This window comes from Lentzea sp. NBC_00516 (assembly GCF_036346835.1).
GTDB lineage: Bacteria > Actinomycetota > Actinomycetes > Mycobacteriales > Pseudonocardiaceae > Lentzea > Lentzea sokolovensis.
Map to the genome: position 1 here is coordinate 4,702,220 of NZ_CP107840.1, position 21,175 is coordinate 4,723,394.

Below are 21,175 nucleotides of genomic sequence, written 5' to 3' on the forward strand. Positions count from 1 at the left end.
ACGAGCGTGCTCTTGACCGAAGACCAGCGCAACCTGTTCGCGACGCTCATCGTCGACCACCTGAACGGACAGTTCTACGGCACCGCGGCGATGGACCTGTTCGGTGCGCAGGTGCTGCGGACGGTTCCAAGCCGGTCCGGGCCGTTCAGGGACGCTCACTCGTTCATCGTCCACATGGAGAGCGAGCTCACCTCGGCGCTGTTCGTCAAGGTCCTGCGGGAGGTCGACAAGTCCGGGTTGCTGGCCGAGCTGCAGGCGCTCGCCGACCGGTTGGAACGCGGCGAGCTCCGCTGGGGTGCGCAGCCGGGTGCGGAGATCCTCTGGATGCCCCTCGACCAGCCGTTCGCCGACCGGTCCGCGCTGCGCACGGTGGTGCAGTCGATGGCGATCGGGGTGGGACCGCCCGCGATCGCGATCGAGGCGCCCGCCGGGCACGGGAAGCGGACCATGTGCGCCTACGTCGAGGACCTCGCCAGGCAGCATTCGGTCGTCCCCGTCGTGAACCACCTGCGGCGCACCGGCGACGCGTGCGTCGTCGAGTACCTCGTCACCCGCCTGCGCATGAGCATTCCGTTGTCCGCCCCGGTGTTCACGCTCGACCCGCGCAGGCAGGCGCGGCTGCTCGCGCGGGACGCTGATGGCGGGCGGCCGACGTGGTTCGTGGTCAACCTGCAGGGCAGCGAACAGGACGAGGGCGTGCTCGCGTTCGTCGACGAGCTGCTCAACGAGGTGCAGCAGGATCCGCTCTACTCCGGCGGCCTGCGGATGATCGTGCTCGCCGACGACCTGCTGGCGAGTGGGCTGAACAACCTGCCGGACGCCGCGCACCGCCACACCTTGCCGGAGATCACCTGCGCCGAGCTGGAGCAGTGGTTCGCGCTCGCGCTGCCGGGCAGATCCGCCACGGACTACGCGAAGGCCGCGGCCATGGTGCTCGAACAGGTCGACGCCTGGAAGCCGAGCCCGCACATGAGGCTCAGCTACGTGGCGCAGCACTGCGCCGCGGTGCACCGCCACCTGACAGGGGTGCTCAATGGACACCGATGAGCGGCTCCACCGTCTGCTGATCGCGCTGTTCGACGACCCACAGGAACTCGAACGTTCGTTGGTGCTGCAGGGAATCCCGCTGATCCGCAGCGGCGGGGCGAACATCGCCGCGTACGCGAGCCGCGTGGTGGACCGGCTGCGTTCCGATCCCGCGCTGCACGAGAGGTTGTTCGAGGCGCTCGCCGCGGTCGTCCCCGAACGCGCGGACGACGTCGCCGCGGTTCAGAAGTACTACCGCCACGTCCGCGCGGCCGAACGTCATCAGCCGTCGGCAGACCAGGACGAGTTCACGACCTCGCTGCGCACGGCGTTGGCAGCGGTCGAACCACCGGACGAGTCGCGGGCGCTGGACGACCAGCATCTGCCGTGGACGGCGGCGGCTTGTGTCCTGGGCAGTTTCTGGCCGACCGGTCTGCACCCTCTACCGGGTTCCGGGTCTTCGCACACTTCCGCGCTGACGGCCCTGGCCGGCTTCGTGCACGTCGACTTCGCCGGGCACTGGTCGCTGCGCGACGACGTGCGTCGTGAGTGTCTGTCCGCCCTGCACGAACTCAACCAGCTGGACCAGGCGCTGCAAGCGAACGCCGGCCTGAAGGACAACAAACGGGACATGTTCGCCGAGCTGCTGCACCACGGCCTGCCCACGCGCCTCGCCGAGCTGAGCACCGACGAGCTCGACGAGTACAGCACCGTGCTCGACTGGATGGAGCCGGTAGGACTGGTGCCCGCGCCGGTGCGGGTGGTCGTGCAGTCGGCGCTGGAGCGGCGGCTCGTGCTCGATCCGTTGCGCGCCTTGGTCGGCAGGCACTTCAGCGGCCGCGACGACGAGGTCCGTCTGCTCGAAGATCACGTGCACGGCCGGACGCAGCGGCCGATCATGGTGGTCCAGGGCGCGGGCGGCGCGGGCAAGTCGACGGTGCTCGGCAGGGTGTTGCTGGAACTGGAACGGCAGGCCGACCGCGTGCCGATCTCCTTCGCCTACATCGACTTCGACCGGCCGGCCAACGACCCGCGTCAGTGGGAACGCCTGCTCGCCCACATCAGCAGGCAGCTTCGGTTGCTGCACTCGCTGGACGACGACGCGCGGGCGTTCTCGTCGCTGGAGTCCACCTACTCGGGCATCGATCGCAAGGCGCAGAAGGTCTCTCCGCTGGTGGGGCTGGAAGAGCTGGCCGAGCGGCTGCGCCAGGTCCGGCGAGGGAACGCCCCCGCGCTCGTTCTCGTGCTCGACACCTTCGAAGAGGTCCAGGCCAGAGGACCAGGTGCGGTCGAGGACGTGCTGTACCTGGTGGAGACGTTGCGCCTGAGGATTCCGAGCATCAAGGTGATCGTCGCGGGACGGGGCAGCCAGCAGGTGGTGTTCCCCCGCGCCGGCACGGAGGCGGTGCTCGATCTCGGGGAGCTCGACGCCGACATCGCCGAGGAAGTGCTGGCACACCTCGGCGTGGAGGAACCGGCACTGCGCGCAGCGATCGTCGAGAAGTTCGGTGGCAACCCCCTGACCCTGCGGCTCGCCGCACAGGCCATGAGGAACGCGAGCGTCGACGGGATCGAACCGGCCGGGCAGGCCGAGGCGCTCACGGAGGCCGCCGCCGACATGGTCCAGGGAATGCTCTACGGCAGGATCCTCAGCCACATCGCCGATCCCGAGGTGGTCCGCGTCGCGTATCCGGGCCTGGCGGTCCGGCGGGTCACCGTCGGCGTGCTGCGGGACGTGCTGGCGGAGCCGTGCGGACTCGATCCAGCCTGTGCCAGGGAGATCTTCGCGAAGCTCCAGCGCGAGGTGAGCATGTTCGACCGGGAGGGCGGAGCGCTGCGGCACCGGCAGGACGTGCGCAGGCTGATGTTGCGCACGATGCTCGACGACCCCGGCCGAGCCGCGACCGTGGCGCGGATCCATCAGCTCGCGATCGCCTACTACCGCAGGCAAACCGGGCTCGGGTCACGCGCGGAGGAGCTCTACCACCTGCTGATGAGCGATCAGGATCCGCGTGGCTTCAGCAAGTTGTGGACCGACGAGCTGCGGTCGCTGCTGGAACCGGCGCTGAGCGAACCGCTACCGGCACGGGCACGGCGATGGCTGGAACGACGGCTCGGCCGCACGTCCGGAGACGACCGCACGGAGTGGGACCAGGAGGACTGGGAGGCGGAGGCGGCATCGCGCGCTGCCTCGTGGCTCGCGTCCGGCAAACCGGACCGCGCGCTGGAAGTGCTCGCCGAACGCCACGAACGGTTGCCGGGCAGCAGGTTGTTCGCTGCCGAGGTCAACGCACGGCTGGAACTGGGCGACATCGGCGGGGCGGAAGGCGTGCTGCGGCACGGCATCGAGAGCGCGCAGAACAGCGGTGACCGGCGAACACAGGAGCAGCTCTCAGAATGCGCGGTGCAGGTGTACGTGGCGCGGAACGACCCGCGCGGCGTCGAGACTGCGGCGCGATGGGCAGCGCGCTCGTGCGACATGCTGGGTCAACCGGACCGCGGGGTCGATGTGCTGGCATTCGCCGTGCGAGCTCTCAACGGCGCACCAACGGGGCTCGGCGAGGAGCTGTCCGCAAGGTTCGTGCGACTGTCGAGGCAGGTGCTCCGCGAGCAACCGGACCTCGTGTGCCGAGTGCTTCATGCCGCGGGTGAGACGGAGCCCGCGTTGCTGCACCACGCTGCCGCCGAAGTCGGGGAGCCGGAGCACAAGGTGTTCCGCTCGGACGCGTTCGTGCTGGACAGGTTGCTTGCCAGGGTGACGCCCGAGTCGCTTGCCGAACTCGCGACGCAACTCGGCATGCGCGCGAGTACGACGACCGAGATCTCCGGGCAGGCCGTGCACATGGGGCGCGCAGGGCACGTTGTGTCGTTCGTGCTGGACCACACCAGTGATCCGGTGCAGGCAAGGCAAATGGTCGTGCAAGGCCTTGTGCGCTTTGTTGTTCCACTGTTCCCCCGGAGTGCGCCATGACGTTCCGCTTCCTGTCCGACGACGTGCTCGCCAAGGTCCAGCGCACCGCCATCGGCCTCGGGTTCGCCGGTGACGCCGGGCTCAACGCCGGGGTCTCGCCCGCCTTTGTGGGCAGTTTCGCCACCGGGGCCACCGACGTGGCCAAGCTGTTGACGTTGAGCAGGAGGATGAACGTCACCAGAGCACTGGTGTCGGGCGAAGTGCCGTTGATGACCTGGCTGCAGAACGCGATCACGATGGCCGGCAGCGTGCCGGAGGAGCGGGTGTTCCTGGAAGCGCTGGAGCTGGCGTCGGCCGACGGCATCGCGTTGCCGACGGACCCTGTTCCGCAAGAGGACCTGCCCGCGGAGATCGCCGCGTTGCCGCGGGGAGCGCACGGGTTGCAGGTCGTGATCGGTGAGGACGACACGATCGACGTGGCGTTCCTGCACGACGGGGCCGCGGTGGCGCGGTCGGTGGCGAAGCTCGCGGTGCACCGGCATTTCGACGGCAGGCCGTCGACACTGGCCGGCGGCAAGCCGGACCTCGGGCTCGGGACGGGGTGGGTGCTGGCGCCCGGACTGCTGATCACGAACTGGCACGTGGTTGACGCACGCCTGCCGCTCGAACCGATGGCCTCCACTGCGGACTTCGAGCTGCAGGGCAAGTCCACCCAGGTGCAGTTCGACTTCTACGACAGGGGCAAGGACGGGCACACCGTGCACAGCGTGAGTTGTGCGGCCAGCAACAGGGAACTCGACTACGCGATCTTGCAGCTGTCCGACGACGAGCGGCCGGCGCTGCGCCTGCGGACAGAGCCGGTGCTCAAGCCGGCGAGCCGGGCGTTGCGGGAGCGGGTCAACGTGCTGCAGCACCCCCGCGGGGAGCCGATGCGGCTGGGGTTCCGCAACAACTTCGTGGTCACCGGCACCGATGACCGGCTGAGCTATCTCACCGACACGGCCGGTGGTGCGTCCGGGTCGCCGATCTGCGACGACGCCTGGTTCGTGGCGGCGCTGCACCGCGGGTGGCGGATGATTCCTGGCGATCCGGTCGAGGTGTGGGGCCGATCGATCAAGCAGGAGAACTACGGCACGCCGATCGGGTTGATACTCGCGGATCTCAAGGACGCACACCCCGACCTGTACGCGCAGGTGTCAGTCCAGAAATGAGTTCCTGCGGTCGGTGTGGCCAGGGGAACGGCTCGGGATTCTACGGTCGTCCTGGCCATCACCGGCCGGGACAGGCAGGACTTCGACGTCATGGTGGATTCGACGCGGTGATCGGGGACCGGCGAACCAGCAGCGGATCAAGCCCGAGTACGACAAGGCGACCGCCTGCACATCGGCGGCAAGTGTTCGAGGCGATGACGAAGAAGGTCCAGTTCCCAACGCTGTGATCTGCTAGCCCGGCCTGCCGCGGAAACGTGCGGCGATGTCGGCCGGCACCGGGTGGCTCACCACGTCGTCCTGCGTACTCGCGTCGACCAGCAGGATCAGGCTCCCCGGAAGGCAGGGAGTGAGATCGGGGAACGTCATCACGTAAGTGACCAGGCTCTCGTTGGGAAACCACGGTCCGCGGCCGGGGATCACGATCCTGCACGTCTGGCCCGGCGGGGTTTCCGGAACCGGCAGAACCGGCGGTGTGAAGGCCAGACTGGACGTGACGGACGGCCCCAGTCTGGTCAGCAGCCGTTGCCGCCACAGAACGGTTCCGCTGTTGCGCAAGGTTCCGAACAGCACGAACAGTTCTCCCTTGGCCAGCGCGACCTCGAGCGCACTCTCCTTGCGCACCACCGTGACGGCGTCGCCAGCGACGGGAGTCCAGTCGTCCTGTGGCGGCAGGGCGAGGAGCGCACTCGCCTCGGTGAGCAACGCGTTCAGGTCAGCGCCGTGCTCGCGCGCCAGCTGCTCGTACAGCGGCCAGCGGGGATTTCCGCGCACCCGGCGGGCCATGTCGTGCAGTCGCCGCCGCTGGTCGGTGGCGGTGATCACCGGGTCTGGTCCGCTGAGCAGGCTCCGCCACCGCGCGCGCAACGCCGCGTCGAGCAACTCGTCGGCCGCGCACGTCTCAGCGATCGCGCGGAGCAGCCGCTCGGGGATCTTGCTGCTGCCCTGTTCGTGCCGGCTCAGCCGCTGGCGGGTGAGCTTCGGCCCGGAGCGGCTCTCCAGTCGGTGCGCGAAGTCCGCGAGCGAGAGACCGAGCGCTCTGCGGGTCTCAGCGAGCAGGTCCGCGGGCTCGGTCATGTCGTCCGCCAGGGTGTCTCGCATCCTGCGTACCTGTCGGGCAGCACGATGAGGCTCATGATCGCCCCGACCAGCGTGCTCGGGTAGCAGTAGACCCCGTTGGGCCAGCCGAGGCGCAGACACAGGCGGTAGGTGCCGGGACGGGACGGGGCCTGGATGGGCACCGCGATGTCGACCTCACCGCCGGGAGGCGCGTCGGGCACCGGTACGAATGGGGGTGTTCGCAGTCCCGCGTCACCGCCTCCCGCGCGGTAGAACACCTTGTTGGCCCACGGCCGCACTCCTGTGTTGCGCAGCCTCCACCAGCCGAGGACGTACGTCCGTGGCGCCACCACAACCCCTTCTGGCAGATCGCGCTCCCGGTTGACCACGTTGTTGCACCGGTCCTCGTGGTCGGGCAGCCAGTCCGACGCGGTGGCGGGCATGCTCGGATAACGGCGGATGGCCGCGCGCATGTCGTGCACGGCCGCGCGCATGTGTTCCGGGCCGTCGAGGAACATCGCGACCTCGGCGTCGAAGCCGTCGGGACCGATCTGCGCGAGCCGGGCGTGTGCGGGGGCGCGGGGCGGGTCCCCGGACTGGTCGGCCTGCAGCGACACCGCCCACCGGTACATGTCGACGAGATAGCCGTCGGCCAGGAACGCCACGTCGTAGGCGTGCACCAGCCACGCGGGAACCTGGCTTCCGCGCAACTGCTCCCGCTGGTAAGCGCCGACCGACCGCAGCCAAGCGGGTATCGGTGCCTTCGTCGTGTTGCCGGTCTCGATGCCGGACACATAGCCCACCGTCACGGGATGCGGCAGCGACAGCGTGCTGCCTGCGGGCCGTGCGGGGTCCAAGTCCGGGTACAGCTCGGCGATCGCGGCGTTGAGCACCTCCACCGCTTCCTCCAGCCGCTCGCACCCGGCTGCCGACCGCAGCTGCCGCATCGCCGCGGACAGCTCCTTCATCACGACCATGTGCGTGAGCGCGACCGCTCTGGGCCGTCCCCTCCTGCCTGGACTCACCGGCGCCCTCCTCCCTCGGTTACGTTCGCGCGGAAAAATGCCTTAGCCGCACTCTGTTCGGCATGAGCACACAGCCGGATGTCACTGTCCTCTCCGTCGGTACCGAATGGCACTCGCTGACCGGCGGGATCGACATGCTCAACCAGAGGATCTGCGTCGAGCTGGCCCGCGCGGGACTCCGAGTGTTCTGCCGGGTCTCCCCGTCCTCGGACCAGGCGATCGCCGACGCGGCACGGCAGGGTGTCGTGCTCGTGCCCGCACCGCCGGGCCCGAGAGACTTTGCACTCGCCCGGCGCCCACGCCTGCCCGGCGGGGTGGTGCCCGACCTCGTCATCGGCCACGGGAGGTTCACCGGGCTGGTGGCGCGTGGCATCACCGAGGACCACTTCCCCACCGCGCGGCGGCTGCACTTCCTGCACGTCGCGCCGGACGAGATCGAGTGGTTCAAGCACCGCCGCGGCGAGGACGCCGGGGAGCGTGCCGAACGCCGTACCGCGCTCGAGCTGGAGCTGGCCAGGACCGCGGACCGAGCGGTGGCCATCGGTCCCTTGCTGCACAACAGGTATCTGACCGAGCTGTCCGCGTTCGACAGCCCGGCTCCACTGCGGTTCGTCCCCGGCTTCGACTCCGGTTCCTCGGTTCCGCGCACCCCACCGCCGGGTGCACCGGTGAAGATCCTGCTGTCCGGCCGGGTGGAGGACTTCTCGATCAAGGGTCTCGACCTCGCCTCTCGCGCGGTCGGGCTGGCGACGCGCCGCCGCGGACGGGGCACCGCAGGGGTCGAGTTCGTGGTGTACGGCGCGCGCCCCGGCACGTCGGCGGCCGTCCGCTCCAACGTGCTGCGGTGGTCCGGGCATCCGGGGTTGAACGTCGTCGTGCGCCCGTACACCAGCGACATGACCCGGCTGGCAGCCGCACAGCGAACCGCCAGCCTCGTGCTGATGCCGTCGCGCACCGAGGGCTTCGGCCTGGCGGGCGCGGAAGCGATCAGCGCCGGCACGCCGGTGTTGGTGAGCAGCACCAGCGGTCTCGGTCTGCTGCTCGTCGAGGAACTCGGGCCGGACGCGGCACGGCCGTTCGTGGTGCCGGTGTCCGGAGATGACGCCGAGGACGCCGAGGCGTGGGCGCGGGCCGTCGAAGCCGTGCTGAACGACCGCGCGGCCGCCTTCGCCCGCGCGCACGCCGTTCGGGAGCACCTGGCAAGCCGCTTCTCGTGGGACTCCGCGGTCACGTCGCTGCTGGGAGAGCTCGGTGTCCACCAGTCCGACCTCGTGTGATCCCGCACAGTCACCTGCCGAGGCTGAATTGCCACACGTCCAGGTGGCCGGCGCGAAACCCCGCCTCCGCGTAGGCCAGGTAGTACTCCCACATCCGCGCGAAGGTCTCGTCGAACCCGAAGCGCGCCACCTCCTCCCTGCTCGCGAGGAACCGTTCCCGCCAGGTCTCCAAGGTCCGCGCGTAGTCGAAACCCGAACTGCGCCGGGACAGCACGCGCAGCCTCGTGCGCGCCAGCTGCTCCTCGACCGCTCTGACCGACAGCACCTGTCCGCCGGGGAAGACGTACTTCTGGATCCACGTGTGGACGTTCATGGTGGCCAGCATCCGGTCGTGCGACATGGTGATCGCCTGCAGTGCGACGCGGCCGCCCGGCGCGAGCAGGTGGTCAAGACAGCCGAAGTACGCAGGCCAGTACTCGGCACCCACCGCCTCGACCATCTCGACCGACACGATCGCGTCGTAGGTTCCCTTGAGCTCCCGGTAGTCGCTGAGCAGCACCGTGGCTCGATCACCGAGCCCGGCCGCCGCGATCCGCGACGTCGCCACCCGGTGCTGTTCAGGGGAGACGGTCGCGCTGACGACCTCGGCACCGCGCCGGGCCGCCATGATCGCGAGAGTCCCCCACCCCGTGCCGATCTCCAGCACCCTGGTGCCCGCGCCGACAGCAGCGTCGTCGAGCACGCGGCCGATCTTGTTCAGCTGGGCGGTGAGCAGGTCGTCGGTGTCGTCGAAACAGGCGCCCGAGTAGGTCAGCGACTCGTCGAGGAAGAGCGCGAAGAACTCGGCGGGCAGGTCGTAGTGGTACCGCGCGTTTCTGCGCGCGCCTTGCTCCGTGTTCCGCTCGGACTCAGGCACCCGTGCGTCGAGCACGCGCCGCAGCGCGACCGCCGTGCGGCTGACCGGTCTGGTGAGCCTGATCGCGAACGGGGTCAGCACGCCCGCCGGGTCCTGGCTCGTCCAGTCACCGGTGAGGTAGGCCTCGCCGAAACCGATCGGCCCGACCCTGGCGAGGCGGCGGAAGAGCGCGCCGGGCCGGACCACGCGCATGACTGGTGAGTGCGGACCGCCGCAGCCGATCGTCTCGCCACCGGGGAACACGATCCGGATGGGCAGACCTGCCGCCCTCCACCGGAACAACCGCTCCAGCAGCCATACCCGTACCGGCGCGGGCGCGGGCAACGCCAGCCCAGGCCAGGAGATCACCTGTTCTGTTGTCATGACTCACCTTCCTCGTGCCGCGGTCGTCTCGTGCGGCGAAAACCCTTGAGTCGCAACACCGTTCCGTGCGCCCGAATCAGCGCGCTCACCCGCAACGGCAACAATGCTCCTGTGCTCAGCTGGCGGATCAGCTCGCGAGGAGTGGCAGGCCGCCGATGTGCGGTGAGCACCGCGGTCAGCAGCAGTCGTTCGTCGCTGCGCAGTGCGACCGTGAGCGAGGCGAGATCGTCCGGCAGCGGCAGCCGCATCCGATAACTGCCCTCCATCGGCAGAAACGGAGAGACGTAGAAGGACTTTTCCACGTCTGACTCCCCGATGCCGACCAGGTAGCGGTGCTTCTCGCCGTAGGTGTTGCCGACTTCCGCGATCACGCAACGCAGCACGCCGTCCGGACCGTGGCACCAGTACACGGTGATCGGGTTGAACACGTGACCGAGCACCCTCGCGGCGCCGAGCATGATGATCTGGCCGCCCTCGAGATCGATGTCCCTGGCCGCGAGCCACTCGTCCACCGCGGCGCGCATCAGGCGTCTCGGCTCACCGAGGTGGTCGGTGGCGCGGAATCCGGCGAGTGGCCGCACGAGCAGGGGCAGCACCGGCAGCGCGTCGAGATCGACCAGCCAGAGGCAGATCCGCTGACGGAAGACCCTCAGCGTCGGATCGTGGCGCACGTGGACGACGTGCCCGACGTAGAGCGCCGGCAGTCCGCTCACCACTTCACACCAAACGCCCGCGCAGCGCGCACGCCGGACAGGCAGCCGTCCTCGTGGAAGCCCCAGCCGTGGTAGGCACCGGCGTACGCGGTCCTGCCCGTGTTCAGCGAAGGAAGTTCCCGTTGAGCGGCGACAGAAGCACTCGTGTAGACAGGATGTTCGTACACCGCTTCCGCCACCACGGCTGAAGAGTCCACATCGGATTCTCCGTTGAGGGTGACGACGTAGCGGAGAGGTTCACTCAGGCCCATGAGCCTGTTCAGGTCGTAGCTGACGAGGGCGGGGCCGGCACCTCGGCAGGTTCGCTTGGTGTGGTTCCACGACGCTCTTGCCCCCTCTGATCTGGGGAGCACGGCCGAGTCGGTGTGCAGCCACATCTCGTTGCGGGAGTATCGGAACCCGCCGAGCGCGCGTCGCTCGGCGGCGGTCGGGTCGGCGAGCAGTGCGAGCGCCTGATCCGCGTGCGTGGCCAGCACGACTCGGTCGAACATCGACGAGGTGCCGGTCGGGTCCAGGATCTCGACATGGGTGTCGTGGCGGCGCACGGCCCGTGCCGGGGTCGCCGTCTTCAACACGGACAACCCCGCCGCGATCCGGTCCACGTAGGTCTGGGAGCCGCCCACGACGGTGCGCCACCCCTTGGCAGGCCGAATGCCGAGCAGTCCGTGGTGGTCCAGGAACGCGAACAGGTAGCGGGCCGGGTATCGGGTGCTCACCTCCTCGCCCGCCGACCAGACCGCGGACACCAGAGGCAACGCGTAGTGGTCGACGAAGTAGCGGGAGAACCGGCCCCGCACCAGGAACTCGCCGAGACTCGCACCGGTGTCGCGGCCGGCCAGCAGCCGCCGGGCAGTGCGGTTGAACCGCGGCAGTTCGGCCAGCATCCCCAGGTAGCGTCTCCCGGCGCGCATCGCACCCGGCGTCACGAGCCCGGCGCCACGTTTGCCGCCCGCGTACTCCAGGCCGCACTCCCGGCAACTCACGCTCATGGACATGTCGGAGGTCCGTGTGCGGACCCCGAGTTCCTCGAACAACCTGGTGAGGCATGGGTAGTTCGGTCCGTTGTGGACGATGAAGCCGGTGTCCACCTGGACGAACGCGGAGTCGGGGGTGCGGATCGTCCGTGTGTCGGCGTGACCGCCCGGCTTCGTACCCGCCTCGTAGACCACCACGTCGTGGCAGCGGCTCAGCAGGTGCGCGGCGGTCAGCCCGGCGACCCCCGCCCCGATCACCGCGATGTGCTCCCTGGTCACCGGTCTCGCCCCCAGCCCGTGTTGCCGGTCATCGAGCAGATCTCGACCGGAGCGGGGACGAGCAGGCCGAAGTCGCGGCGCACCTGCTGGACCACGGCCAGTGCGCTGCGCACGGCCCCCTCTGCCGAGTCGACGGGGTAGGTGTTGCGGATCGCGGAGCCCGCGAAGTACACGCCCGGTGCCGGTCTGCGCAGGATCCGGCCGGGCCTGAGGTAGTCGGCCGCGTAGACCGCCTCGCCGGGACGCTGGTTGGACCTGCGCAGCACCGAGCGGAACTCGTGTTCCAGCTTGAGGAAGTCCCGTACCTGGCCGAGCACGTAGGGCGTGTCCGTGCGCGACGTCAGCGTGCACAGGACCACACACCGAGCGCGCTCCGGCTGGACGAGGACGTTGATTCCGTTGTGGGAGTAGAAGGTCGGCTGCGATGACGCCAGCACGACCTCGTCCGGGTGCAGTTCGACGGTGTGGGCCACGCAGTGCGTGTGACCGACCTCGACGATCGTGTGGTCCAGGCGTGAGGCGTTCAGCAACGTCACGAGCTCCGGTACGAACGTCGTGACCACCACCGCGTCGAACAGCTCCCCGCCCCGCGCGCTCGTCAGCACGACGCCACCGGGTTCCGGTTCCATCCGCGTGATCCGCGTTCCGGCGTGCAACTCGACTCCATTGGCACGCAGGTGACGCACCCACGGGTCGATCAGGTGACGGTCTGTCGGTCCGGGCAGGACGTACCCCGTCTTCGACTTCAGGATGCTGCCGAGCAGGCGTGGCAACGAGGCAGGCGAGTAGTTGCGCAACGAGCCGTACCGGTTGTCGTGCAGACCTCGCTCCGCCACCAGCGGCGAGGGACGCCAGGCCAGCACGGCGCGGACCTTGTCCCGCGACGGGACCTCCCTCGCCATGAAGCGGTATAGGTGGGAGATCTCGGTCCAGCCGGTGTCGACGCGGGTGAGCCGCCGCACGGTGCGCAGCTCACCGAAGACCGTCGTGCCGCCGTCCGCGCACTCGATCTGCCGCAGCACGTCGAAGAGCCTGGTGTAGTCGTCCATGAAGAACCGCGGACAGTGCTCGCCGTCCTCGGTGACGTTGGCTCGACCACCGAACTGTTCGTCCTGTTCGAACACCGTCAGCTCACTGTGCGGGTGACGGCTCAGCTGGAACGCCGTGGTGAGGCCGGCGATGCCCGAACCGATGATCGCGATCCTCATGCCGCTCTCCCGGCGAGTACCTGGTGCACGCTCATCCGGTTGGTCTCGAAGGCCAGCGCGGCACCAGCGAGGTAGAGCCTCCAGATCCGGCCGCGGCGACCGCCGTAGCGGTGGAGCACCTCGTCCCAGCACGCGTCCAGCCTGTGTGCCCAAGCGTCGATCGTGCGGGCGTAGTGCTCGCGCAGCGACTGGACCTGGCGCACCTCGAACCCGGCCTTCTCCAGGTGTGCCAACGTCTTCGGCAACGAGCGCATCGTCATGCCCTGTGCGATGTAGGACTCGATGAACGCTCCACCACCGGGTGACCTGTCACCGCGCGCCATCTGCTGGAGCAGCAACAGACCTCCTGGACGCAACGCGCCCGCGAGCCTGGCGCAGAAGTCGGGATAGCCGCGTTCGCCGACGTGTTCGCCCATCTCGATGCACGCCACCGCGTCGAAGTCGCCGCCGGAGATGTCCCGGTAGTCGGCGCACCGGATCTCCACGAGAGAAGACAGGCCCATCGCCGCCGCCTTGGCCTGGGCGAACTCAGCCTGCCGCGCCGACAGCGTCACGCCGGTCGCGTGCACACCGCGATGCGCGGCCGCGTGCCGCACCAGCGCACCCCAGCCGCAGCCGACGTCGAGCAGCCGCATCCCCGGCCGCAGCCCGAGCTGGTCGCAGACGAGGTCGAGCTTCGCCCGCTGGGCGGCGGCGAGGTCGTCCCCTGTCTCCTCCGACCAGAATCCGCTCGAGTAGGACATCGACTCGTCCAGGATCAGCTCGTAGAAGTCGTTCCCGAGGTCGTAGTGGTGCTCCACCACCGCCTTGGCCCGTGACCTGCTGTTCGCCCTGGCCCCGACCCGCAGCTCCTCGACGGGTACTCGGGGCAACGGCCCGATACCGCCGAGCCGGACGAGCAGCCCCAGCAGCGTGGGCCAGTTCGCCAGGTCGGGCGGCCCCGTGGCGCGGATGCGCTCAGCCAGCTCACGGCACGCGCGCAGACCTTCCTTGAAGTCGCCCTCGATGTCGACGTCGCCAGTGACGTAGGCGCGGACCACCCCGAGCTCGCCAGGCCGGCGCAGCAGATGCCTGACCGCCCGCGGCGACCTGATCGTCACCGTTGGCCCGGTGGTGGCGCCGCCCGTGCTGCCGTCCCATGCCCGCAGACCGACCGGGAACGGGGTGCCGAAAACGGATTCGGTCGTCGTGGCGATCCGGCGCGCGATGCCGCCGGCGTGTGGCGAGAACTGGGTCGTCATGCCGTAACGCCATCAAACGGACGACCGAGAAAGTGGGGAGCCTGGAAAACGCCGGAATCAACCGGAGCAGCAGAGGAGCGCCGTGCCGCGCGAGACGGACCGCTTCGTCGCGGAGCTGAAGGCCGCCGTGCTGCGCGCCGAACGCCGCCTGGGAAAGCGTCTGGACCGCAAGGCGTTGGCCCGTGACACGAGCGTTTCGAAGTCGTCGGTCTACGGCTACCTCAACGGGACAAGTCTGCCGCCGAGTGACGTCCTCGACGCGCTGCTGACCGCGATCGGCGCACCGGGTTCTGAGCTCGCGCACCTGGCGACGTTGCGTGACGCCGCCGACCTGGAACGGCAGTTGCAGCGTCGCGATGTCCCGGCGACGCCGGTACCTCACCAGCTCCCCGCGGTCGCGGCCGGGTTCATCGGGCGCGCGGAGCAACTGCGTGACCTGGACGTCCTCGCTCAGGCCGGCGCACCGGTCGCGATCATCGACGGCACAGCGGGCGCGGGCAAGACGACCCTCGCGCTGCGGTGGGCGCACAACGTCGTGGACAGGTTCCCCGACGGCCGGCTGCACGCGGACCTGCGCGGGTTCGCCCTCACCCCGCCCGCAGACCCGGCCCAGGTGCTGCACCGGTTCCTGCAGGATCTCGGCATGCACCCCACCGCGATCCCCGCCGATCTCGAGGCCCGCGAGGCCCGGTTCCGCACGCTGGTCGCGGACCGCAGGTTGCTGATCCTGCTCGACAACGCCGCGTCGGCCGAGCAGGTCACGCCGCTGTTGCCCGGTACCACTGGCAGCATCGTGATCATCACGAGCCGCGACCGGATGGACGCGCTGGTCGCCAGGCATGGCGCGCACCGGGTCACCGTCGGTGCCCTGCCCGCGAAAGACGCGCTGGCGCTACTCGGAGATCGCATCGGCGAACGCGTGCCGGCCGAGCTCGGCGCCGCGAGTGAACTGGTCGACCTCTGCGGCAGGCTGCCGCTCGCACTCGCGATCGTCGCCGCCCGCGCGACCGCCGTCCCCGACGCCGCGCTGTCGATGCTCGCCGACGAGCTGCGGCACGAAGGGCTGGCCGCGTTGAGCACACAGGACCCCGGCCTCGACCTGCGCGCGGTGTTCGAATGGTCCTACGCGCGCCTTCCGGACGCCGCCGCGAAGCTGTTCCGCTTGCTGGGCAACCATCCTGGCACCGGCATCGGGCTGCACGCGTGCGCCGCACTCACCGACGAACGGCAGCCCCCACGCGCTGAGCTCACCTGGCTCACCGGCGCCCACCTCGTAGCAGAGCGCACGGTCGGACGTTTCGAGTTCCACGATCTGTTGCACGCCTACGCCGCCGATCTCGCTGCACAGCACGAGAACGAGAGGCGCGCGGCCACAGGTCGCCTGCTTGACCACTACCTCGACACCGCACTGCTGGCGAACAGATACCTGCAGCCCTGCTGGACCGGTTACATCCCACCGGTGTTCCACCACTGGTCGCAGCCCGCGATCACCAGTTACGACCAGGCGCTGGCGTGGTTCAGCGCCGAGTTCGCGTCGTTGCGCGCGCTGATCAGCTACGCCGGTCACCACGGGTTCGAGGCGCACGCGTGGCGGTTGGCTTGGGCCTGCACGGTGTTCCTGCGCCGCACCGGACGGCGGGAGGACCGCGTGGCCGTGCACCGGATCGCACTCGCCGCCGCTCGGCGAGCCGGCGACCACTTCGCGCACGCGACGATCCTCCGGTTGCTCGCCGACGCGACAGCACGCCTGGGTGAGCACGACAACGCCCTCGACCTGCTGCACACCGCGCTGGCGGAGTTCCACTCGCTCGGCCACGACGACGGCAGCCGGCAGACCCACCTGTCCCTGGCGCGAGCACGGGAATCGGCAGGCGAGCACGCCCGCGCGCTCGAACACGCGCGGCTCGCGCTGAGGCTCGCCCAGCGGGCGCCGGACCTGCTGGCGAAAGCGGACGGTCACACGTCGGTAGCGGCTCAGCTGTCCGCGCTGGGCGAGCACCGCGACGCTCTGCTGCACGGGACTCGGGCGTTGTCGCTCTACTCCAGACTCGGGCACGCCGAAGGCGTGGCGGACGTGCTGACCCACATCGGTGCCTCCACACAAGAGCTGGGCCGTCACCAGCTCGCGATCGCGGCGTACACGCGCTCGCTCGACATCGACCGCAGCCTCGGCGACCGCTACTGGGAGGCCTACGCGCTCGACCGGCTCGCCGATCTGCACGCTCTCACCGGTGCCGGGAACACGTCCCGCACGCTGCGCGAAGAAGCGCTCGCCATCCTCGAGTCGCTGTGGCACCCCGATGCGGAACTCGTCCGCACGAAGCTGATTCCACTTGGGAGAGAAAGAGATTCGGAGTAACACCCGATGCCGGACCGGCGAAGTTTCAAACACGCCGCCCCGGAGGACACATGAGTCTCTTCAGTCCGACTCCCGATCTCATGCCAGCCGTCCTGATCGCACTCGTGAACGACGACAGGTACGCGCGCCGGAAACTGGCCCGTGAACAGGAATCCCTGCTGAACAACCTCGGCGCCGACGAACGTCTCGTCGCGGTCGGAGTGGATGTCACGTGGAACTCCGGTGTCACCGTCGTGACCACGACACGCGTCTTCCAGCTCAAGCGCGGCGAGGTCATCAACGAGGCGAGCGCCTCCCGCATCCGCGGCACAGAACTCGTCGTCCGTCCCAACGGCAACTACTTCGTGTCGTACGAGGGATGCGGCCTCTACGTCACCACCTTCCTGCACAAGGAGGAAGCAGACCGCCTCTGCCGCGCGGTGGACGGCTACCTCGTCGGAGCGCCACCCGGTGAACGCGACATCCCTGACCTGTTCCCCGACTTCTACCTCGGAATCCTGCGCGACACCGGTAAACCCGAAACCGCGGAGAACGTCGTCGAACTCGTCGACAGGACCAGGAGGGCGGTCGCGGCGAGCGGTGCGCTCGCGTTCTTCAAGCAGGCGAACGACGAGCGCGCTCGTGCCCAGTTCCACGACCAGTTCATGGTGGATCGCGGCCAGGACGGGGAGACGCTGCTCAGAATGCCCGACCAGATGATCGACTTCCTCTGGCACTGGAACCCCGTCTGCCACGAACCGTTGCGCCGCATGATCGCCCGCTTCCACGAGCTCATGACCGGGCCGGACAGCTTCCTGTGGGAGTGCGGCGACGAGATCCCCCGGTGGGACGACGAGGACTGATGATCCCTGCCGCGTACACGCACGAGGACCCTGTGGTGACCCAGGCCGAACGCCTGCTGATCCACTCACGCCACACCAACGACGTCGAGGCGCTGCACCAGGCCCGCGATCTGCTCGAACGGGAGATCGCACGGATGGCTCCCGGAGCCCACTACCGGTCGGAACGGCTGAGCGTGCTCAGCCGCGTCCTGCGGGACCTGGCAGTCAACAGCGGACAGGTCGAGCTCCTCGACCTGTCCGTGCAGGCCGGCGAACAGGCGGCGGCGTGCCCAGGCATCACCGAGTTCGTTCTGCTCGTCGCGCTGATCAACCTCGCCTGCGCGACGATGGACCGGTTCGAGGCCAGCAAGCAGGTCGCCGACCTCGACACCGCCGAGACCGCGTACCGCCGCTGCCTCGGACTGCTCCCGGACTGCCAGGCAGCTCTCGCCGGGCTGTCGACGGTGCTGCGACACCGGTACGACCTGACCGGCTTTCCATCCTATTTGGACGAACGCCTGATCTTGTGCCGGCTGGCGGTCAAGGCATCGACCGTCGAGCCGATCGCACTCGCGGTGGCGCAAGCCGAGCTGAGTGACGCGCTCCACCTCAAGCACCAGATCTCCGGCGACCTCGCTCTGCTGCAGGAGGCTGCTGAGGTCGCGGCAGTCGCCGCGGGATGCAATGAGGGGTCCGTCGAACACCGCGCGATCAATCTGAACAGCTGGGGCAACGCACTCGTCGAGCTCTACTCCGAGACCTCGGAAGCAGCGGCGCTCGATCAGGCACAACGCGCCTTCGAGGCCTCCCTGGCGATGCTGCCGGCGCGTCATCGGGTCCGTCCGGCGGCGCTGATCGGGCTGGGCAACGTGCGGCGCCTCCAGTTCGGTCGCTCTGGTGACATCGCTCTGGTCGACTCGGCCGTCGAACTGTGCCAGGAGGCGCTCGGCTCGATCACCCCCGAGTCCGTCGACTTCGGCGGTGCCCTGCACGAACTGGCGACTTCGCTGCATCAGAGGTACGAGCTCACCGGCGCACCTCATGCGCTCAATTCCGCCATCGACGTGCTGCGCAGGGGCGCCGGCTCACTACCGGACTCGGACTCGTTCAGACCGGCCGTGCTGAGCACGCTGGGCGGATACCTCACCGACCGCGCGGACATCCAGTTCGACCAGAAAGCCGCCACCACAGACCGCGATGAAGGTCTGCGGCACCTCCGGACAGCCCTGGGTTCCGCGTTCGGCCGGGGCGCGCTGGCGCCCGTCCTGGTCAACAACTACGCGGTCGGACTGCTCAACGTGTACCGCGCCAAGCGAGAACATCGGCTCCTCGACGAGGCGGAACAGATCGTCGAAGAGGCGTTCAGCCGGCTGACCTCGGCCGGCCGCGGCTACGACCTGCTCGTGAACACCCTCGTCTCCGTTGCTCTTGAGAAGGCAGAAGGCGGTGCGCCGCTCTCCGTTCTCGACCGTCCGGAGCAGCTCATGCGGGCATTGCTCGCGAGCACCCAGCGCAACGACAGGGCCAGGACCGTGTTCGAGAGCCAGTTGGGCGAGATCCTCTCGCACCGACTGGGCGAGGCGCAGGACGACGAAGTGATGGCCGCCGAGTTGCGGGGGCTGTGGCAGGCGACCGCGGACTCCGAGGTCACGGCGCCGATCGTGCGCATCCGGAAGGCCACGAGCCTCGCCCGTGTGGATGCCGTCGAGGGCAACTGGGATTCGGCCGCCGAGCACTACCGCACGGCGATTGGGCTCTTCACCGAGCTGGGTCCGGCCACGTGGCGACGAGCCGACCGGGTGAGCCAGCTGCCGAAGGTGTTCGCGGTAGCTTCGGAAGCCGCTGCGTGCGCCATCCGCGCCGGTCGCCAGGAACTCGCCGTGGAGCTGCTCGAACAGGGCAGAGCGGTCCTGGTCGAACACCCCCATCTCGAACGTGTGGCAGTGACCTGCCTGCGCCGCACCGAACCAGGCCTCGCCGACGAGTACACCGCTGTGATGGCCGAGCTCGCGTGTCTGAGCACCACGGCCTTCGATGGCCACCTCGGTCCCGCGCTCGACGTCGAGCACCGCCTCCAGGTGCAGCGGCGCCAGGACGACGTGCTGCGCGAGATCCGTGCCCTCGGTGGCGGCCTCGGCCGGTTCCTCCTGCCGCCGCCGTGCTCCGAACTGGTGTCGATGCTCGGCGACCGCCAGGTCGTGGTGATCAACGTCGCGAGGGCCGGGTCGGACGCGATCCTGGTGGGGCGCGGTGCCGTACGCGTGGTGCCGTTGCCGGGCTTGAGCTTCGACGCGGTGGTGCGGCAGACCTCGTTGTTCCTGCGGTGTCTCGAGAACGACGACGGCGATCTGCGCACCGCCCACGCCGTCATGACCTGGCTGTGGCGAGGCGCGGTGCAACCGGTGCTGAACGCACTCGGGCTCCCTGCACACGACGGCCGGCTCGCCCGGCTCTGGTGGTGCCCCACGGGTTTCGTTCACAGCCTGCCCCTGCACGCCGCCGGGTGGTACCGCGCCAGACCGGGGGCGTGGGACGGCGAGCGCGTGGTCGGCCAGTCGACGATGGACCACGTCATCTCCTCCTACACGCCTACCATCCGCATGCTGGTCGATGGGCTGGGCAGGCCGGCACCACCACCTGGGCCACCGGACGTGCTCGCCGTCGGGCTTTCCACCACGGAGAGCGGCATCAAGCCCACTATCGCCAACGCGGGCATCGAGGCCGAGGCCGTCGCGCACGAGGTCGGCGCCGGAGTCCTGTTGCTGGAGCAGGAAGTCACGCACGCAAGGCTGTCCCACGAGATCGCGCGGCACAGCTGGCTGCACTTCGCCGGGCACGGTGAGCTCGACCAGAACCGTCCCGACAGCGCGCTGCTGATCCCGTACGACGACGTGACCACCGGTCCGCTGACCAGCCTCCAGGTCGCCGAGTTGCAACGCGGTACCGGTGAGCTCGCCTACCTGTCGGCGTGCGACAGCGGCCGCGGCCGGCTCGACATCGCCGACGAGCCGATCCACGTCGCCGGTGCGTTCCAGCAAGCCGGTTTCCGCTCGGTGATCTCCACCAGGTGGCCGGTCCCCGACCGCCCCGCCCGCGAGGTCGCCGTGCTCTTCTACCGCGCTCTGCTGGCTGATCCGCGGTGCGGTTCGGCCGCGGCGCTGCACCACGCGATGTGCGCCGTGCGGGACGGCCGCTCGGCGCTCGCGTACCCGCGACCGTTCTTCTCATGGGCCCCGTTCATCCACAGTGGACTTCAGGAGACTCGCTGATGACAGCACCAGACCCGCGGCTCACCGAACTGATCACGAGATCTGTGCACTACTGCAGGCAGTTCCTCGAGCGGATCTACCCCGGCTGCGTCGGGGACCACCCGATCGGCGTACTGCCGAACTTCGAGGCCTTCACCGTCTACCACGGCGGCGCTCTGACCCTCGCGTACGTCGACATGACCAATGCGCAGCCAGGTTTGTGGACCATGCAGATCTCGACGGGGATCACCGTCGACGCGCCGGAGGTGACCGCGACGGTCGAATGGGTCAACGATCTGAACCGCAACCTGCGGATCGGCAAGTACTACAGCGCGATCACCCAGGACCGTTCGATGTGCGCGGTGCTCTACGACACCTTCAACCACGGCACGCTGTTCGAAGCCGTCTGGGCGAACCCGGAGTCGCCGACGGTCGGGCAGATCAGCAACTGGGTGCTGAACATGGTGAAGAACAACGTGCAGAGCACCCCTGCCGACTGTTCGTTCGCGAACCAGAGGTGGAGCGGGAAACCGTTTCAGAACACCGACGAGGACAAGATGAAGCTGTTCGCCATCAGCAGCGGGTGACTGCCCAGCGGAAAGGAGAA

15 protein-coding genes are annotated in these 21,175 nt (G+C 69.1%); 8 read left to right on the forward strand and 7 right to left on the reverse strand.

The features are described from left to right. Positions 1 to 6: 6 nt before the first annotated feature. From OG205_RS20365 to OG205_RS20375, 3 genes are read left to right on the forward strand one after another with little or no spacing between them, the layout of a single operon-like run. Positions 7 to 1,047 (forward strand): hypothetical protein, encoded by a 1,041-nt coding sequence (locus tag OG205_RS20365; protein ID WP_330277818.1) that lies wholly within the window; start codon positions 7 to 9, stop codon positions 1,045 to 1,047. After that, positions 1,034 to 3,997 carry an ATP-binding protein gene (locus OG205_RS20370; RefSeq protein ID WP_330277819.1) on the forward strand — a complete coding sequence of 988 codons (2,964 nt, stop codon included), beginning with the start codon at positions 1,034 to 1,036 and terminating at the stop codon, positions 3,995 to 3,997. Before OG205_RS20365 ends, OG205_RS20370 begins: the two co-directional genes overlap by 14 nt. Next, positions 3,994 to 5,148 (forward strand): trypsin-like peptidase domain-containing protein, encoded by a 1,155-nt coding sequence (locus OG205_RS20375; RefSeq protein WP_330277820.1) that lies wholly within the window; start codon positions 3,994 to 3,996, stop codon positions 5,146 to 5,148. The genes OG205_RS20370 and OG205_RS20375 overlap by 4 nt, the downstream gene beginning before the upstream one ends. Positions 5,149 to 5,379: 231 nt before the next feature. Here the strand turns inward: OG205_RS20375 and OG205_RS20380 are convergent, their stop codons facing one another. Then, positions 5,380 to 6,246, reverse strand: coding sequence for a hypothetical protein (locus tag OG205_RS20380; protein ID WP_330277821.1), 867 nt, complete (start codon positions 6,244 to 6,246; stop codon positions 5,380 to 5,382). Then, positions 6,219 to 7,229: an NBR1-Ig-like domain-containing protein gene (locus tag OG205_RS20385; protein WP_330277822.1), complete on the reverse strand. Its 1,011-nt coding sequence runs from the start codon at positions 7,227 to 7,229 to the stop codon at positions 6,219 to 6,221. Before OG205_RS20385 ends, OG205_RS20380 begins: the two co-directional genes overlap by 28 nt. A 62-nt stretch (positions 7,230 to 7,291) precedes the next feature. On the opposite strand from OG205_RS20385, the gene OG205_RS20390 reads away from it, so the two are divergent. After that, positions 7,292 to 8,506 carry a glycosyltransferase family 4 protein gene (locus OG205_RS20390; RefSeq protein ID WP_330277823.1) on the forward strand — a complete coding sequence of 405 codons (1,215 nt, stop codon included), beginning with the start codon at positions 7,292 to 7,294 and terminating at the stop codon, positions 8,504 to 8,506. A gap of 10 nt (positions 8,507 to 8,516) precedes the next feature. Here OG205_RS20390 and OG205_RS20395 read toward each other — a convergent pair whose 3' ends face one another. Genes OG205_RS20395 through OG205_RS20415 form a run of 5 tightly spaced genes read right to left on the reverse strand, consistent with a single transcriptional unit; the run spans position 8,517 to position 14,140 of the window. After that, positions 8,517 to 9,725 carry a cyclopropane-fatty-acyl-phospholipid synthase family protein gene (locus tag OG205_RS20395; RefSeq protein ID WP_330277824.1) on the reverse strand — a complete coding sequence of 403 codons (1,209 nt, stop codon included), beginning with the start codon at positions 9,723 to 9,725 and terminating at the stop codon, positions 8,517 to 8,519. Further along, positions 9,722 to 10,438, reverse strand: a complete 717-nt coding sequence (locus OG205_RS20400; protein WP_330277825.1) for a DUF1365 domain-containing protein — start codon at positions 10,436 to 10,438, stop codon at positions 9,722 to 9,724. Before OG205_RS20400 ends, OG205_RS20395 begins: the two co-directional genes overlap by 4 nt. Further along, entirely contained in the window at positions 10,435 to 11,691 is a 1,257-nt protein-coding gene (locus OG205_RS20405) for an NAD(P)/FAD-dependent oxidoreductase (RefSeq protein ID WP_330277826.1), read from the reverse strand. The genes OG205_RS20400 and OG205_RS20405 overlap by 4 nt, the downstream gene beginning before the upstream one ends. Further along, on the reverse strand, positions 11,688 to 12,899 hold the full coding sequence (locus OG205_RS20410) for an FAD-dependent oxidoreductase (protein WP_330277827.1): 1,212 nt from the start codon (positions 12,897 to 12,899) through the stop codon (positions 11,688 to 11,690). Before OG205_RS20410 ends, OG205_RS20405 begins: the two co-directional genes overlap by 4 nt. Continuing rightward, the gene (locus OG205_RS20415) at positions 12,896 to 14,140 is read right to left on the reverse strand and encodes a cyclopropane-fatty-acyl-phospholipid synthase family protein (RefSeq protein WP_330277828.1); all 1,245 of its coding nucleotides are present in this window, start codon (positions 14,138 to 14,140) and stop codon (positions 12,896 to 12,898) included. Before OG205_RS20415 ends, OG205_RS20410 begins: the two co-directional genes overlap by 4 nt. Positions 14,141 to 14,222: 82 nt before the next feature. On the opposite strand from OG205_RS20415, the gene OG205_RS20420 reads away from it, so the two are divergent. The 4 genes from OG205_RS20420 to OG205_RS20435 are packed head-to-tail and all read left to right on the forward strand — an operon-like array spanning position 14,223 to position 21,155. Next, positions 14,223 to 16,499 carry an ATP-binding protein gene (locus tag OG205_RS20420; protein ID WP_330277829.1) on the forward strand — a complete coding sequence of 759 codons (2,277 nt, stop codon included), beginning with the start codon at positions 14,223 to 14,225 and terminating at the stop codon, positions 16,497 to 16,499. A 50-nt stretch (positions 16,500 to 16,549) separates the two neighbouring features. Then, a complete protein-coding gene (locus OG205_RS20425; RefSeq protein WP_330277830.1) occupies positions 16,550 to 17,341 on the forward strand; it encodes a hypothetical protein in 792 nt (263 codons plus the stop codon). Next, entirely contained in the window at positions 17,341 to 20,589 is a 3,249-nt protein-coding gene (locus OG205_RS20430; protein WP_330277831.1) for a CHAT domain-containing protein, read from the forward strand. Before OG205_RS20425 ends, OG205_RS20430 begins: the two co-directional genes overlap by 1 nt. Continuing rightward, entirely contained in the window at positions 20,589 to 21,155 is a 567-nt protein-coding gene (locus tag OG205_RS20435) for a hypothetical protein (RefSeq protein WP_330277832.1), read from the forward strand. Before OG205_RS20430 ends, OG205_RS20435 begins: the two co-directional genes overlap by 1 nt. The last annotated feature ends 20 nt before the right edge of the window (positions 21,156 to 21,175 follow it).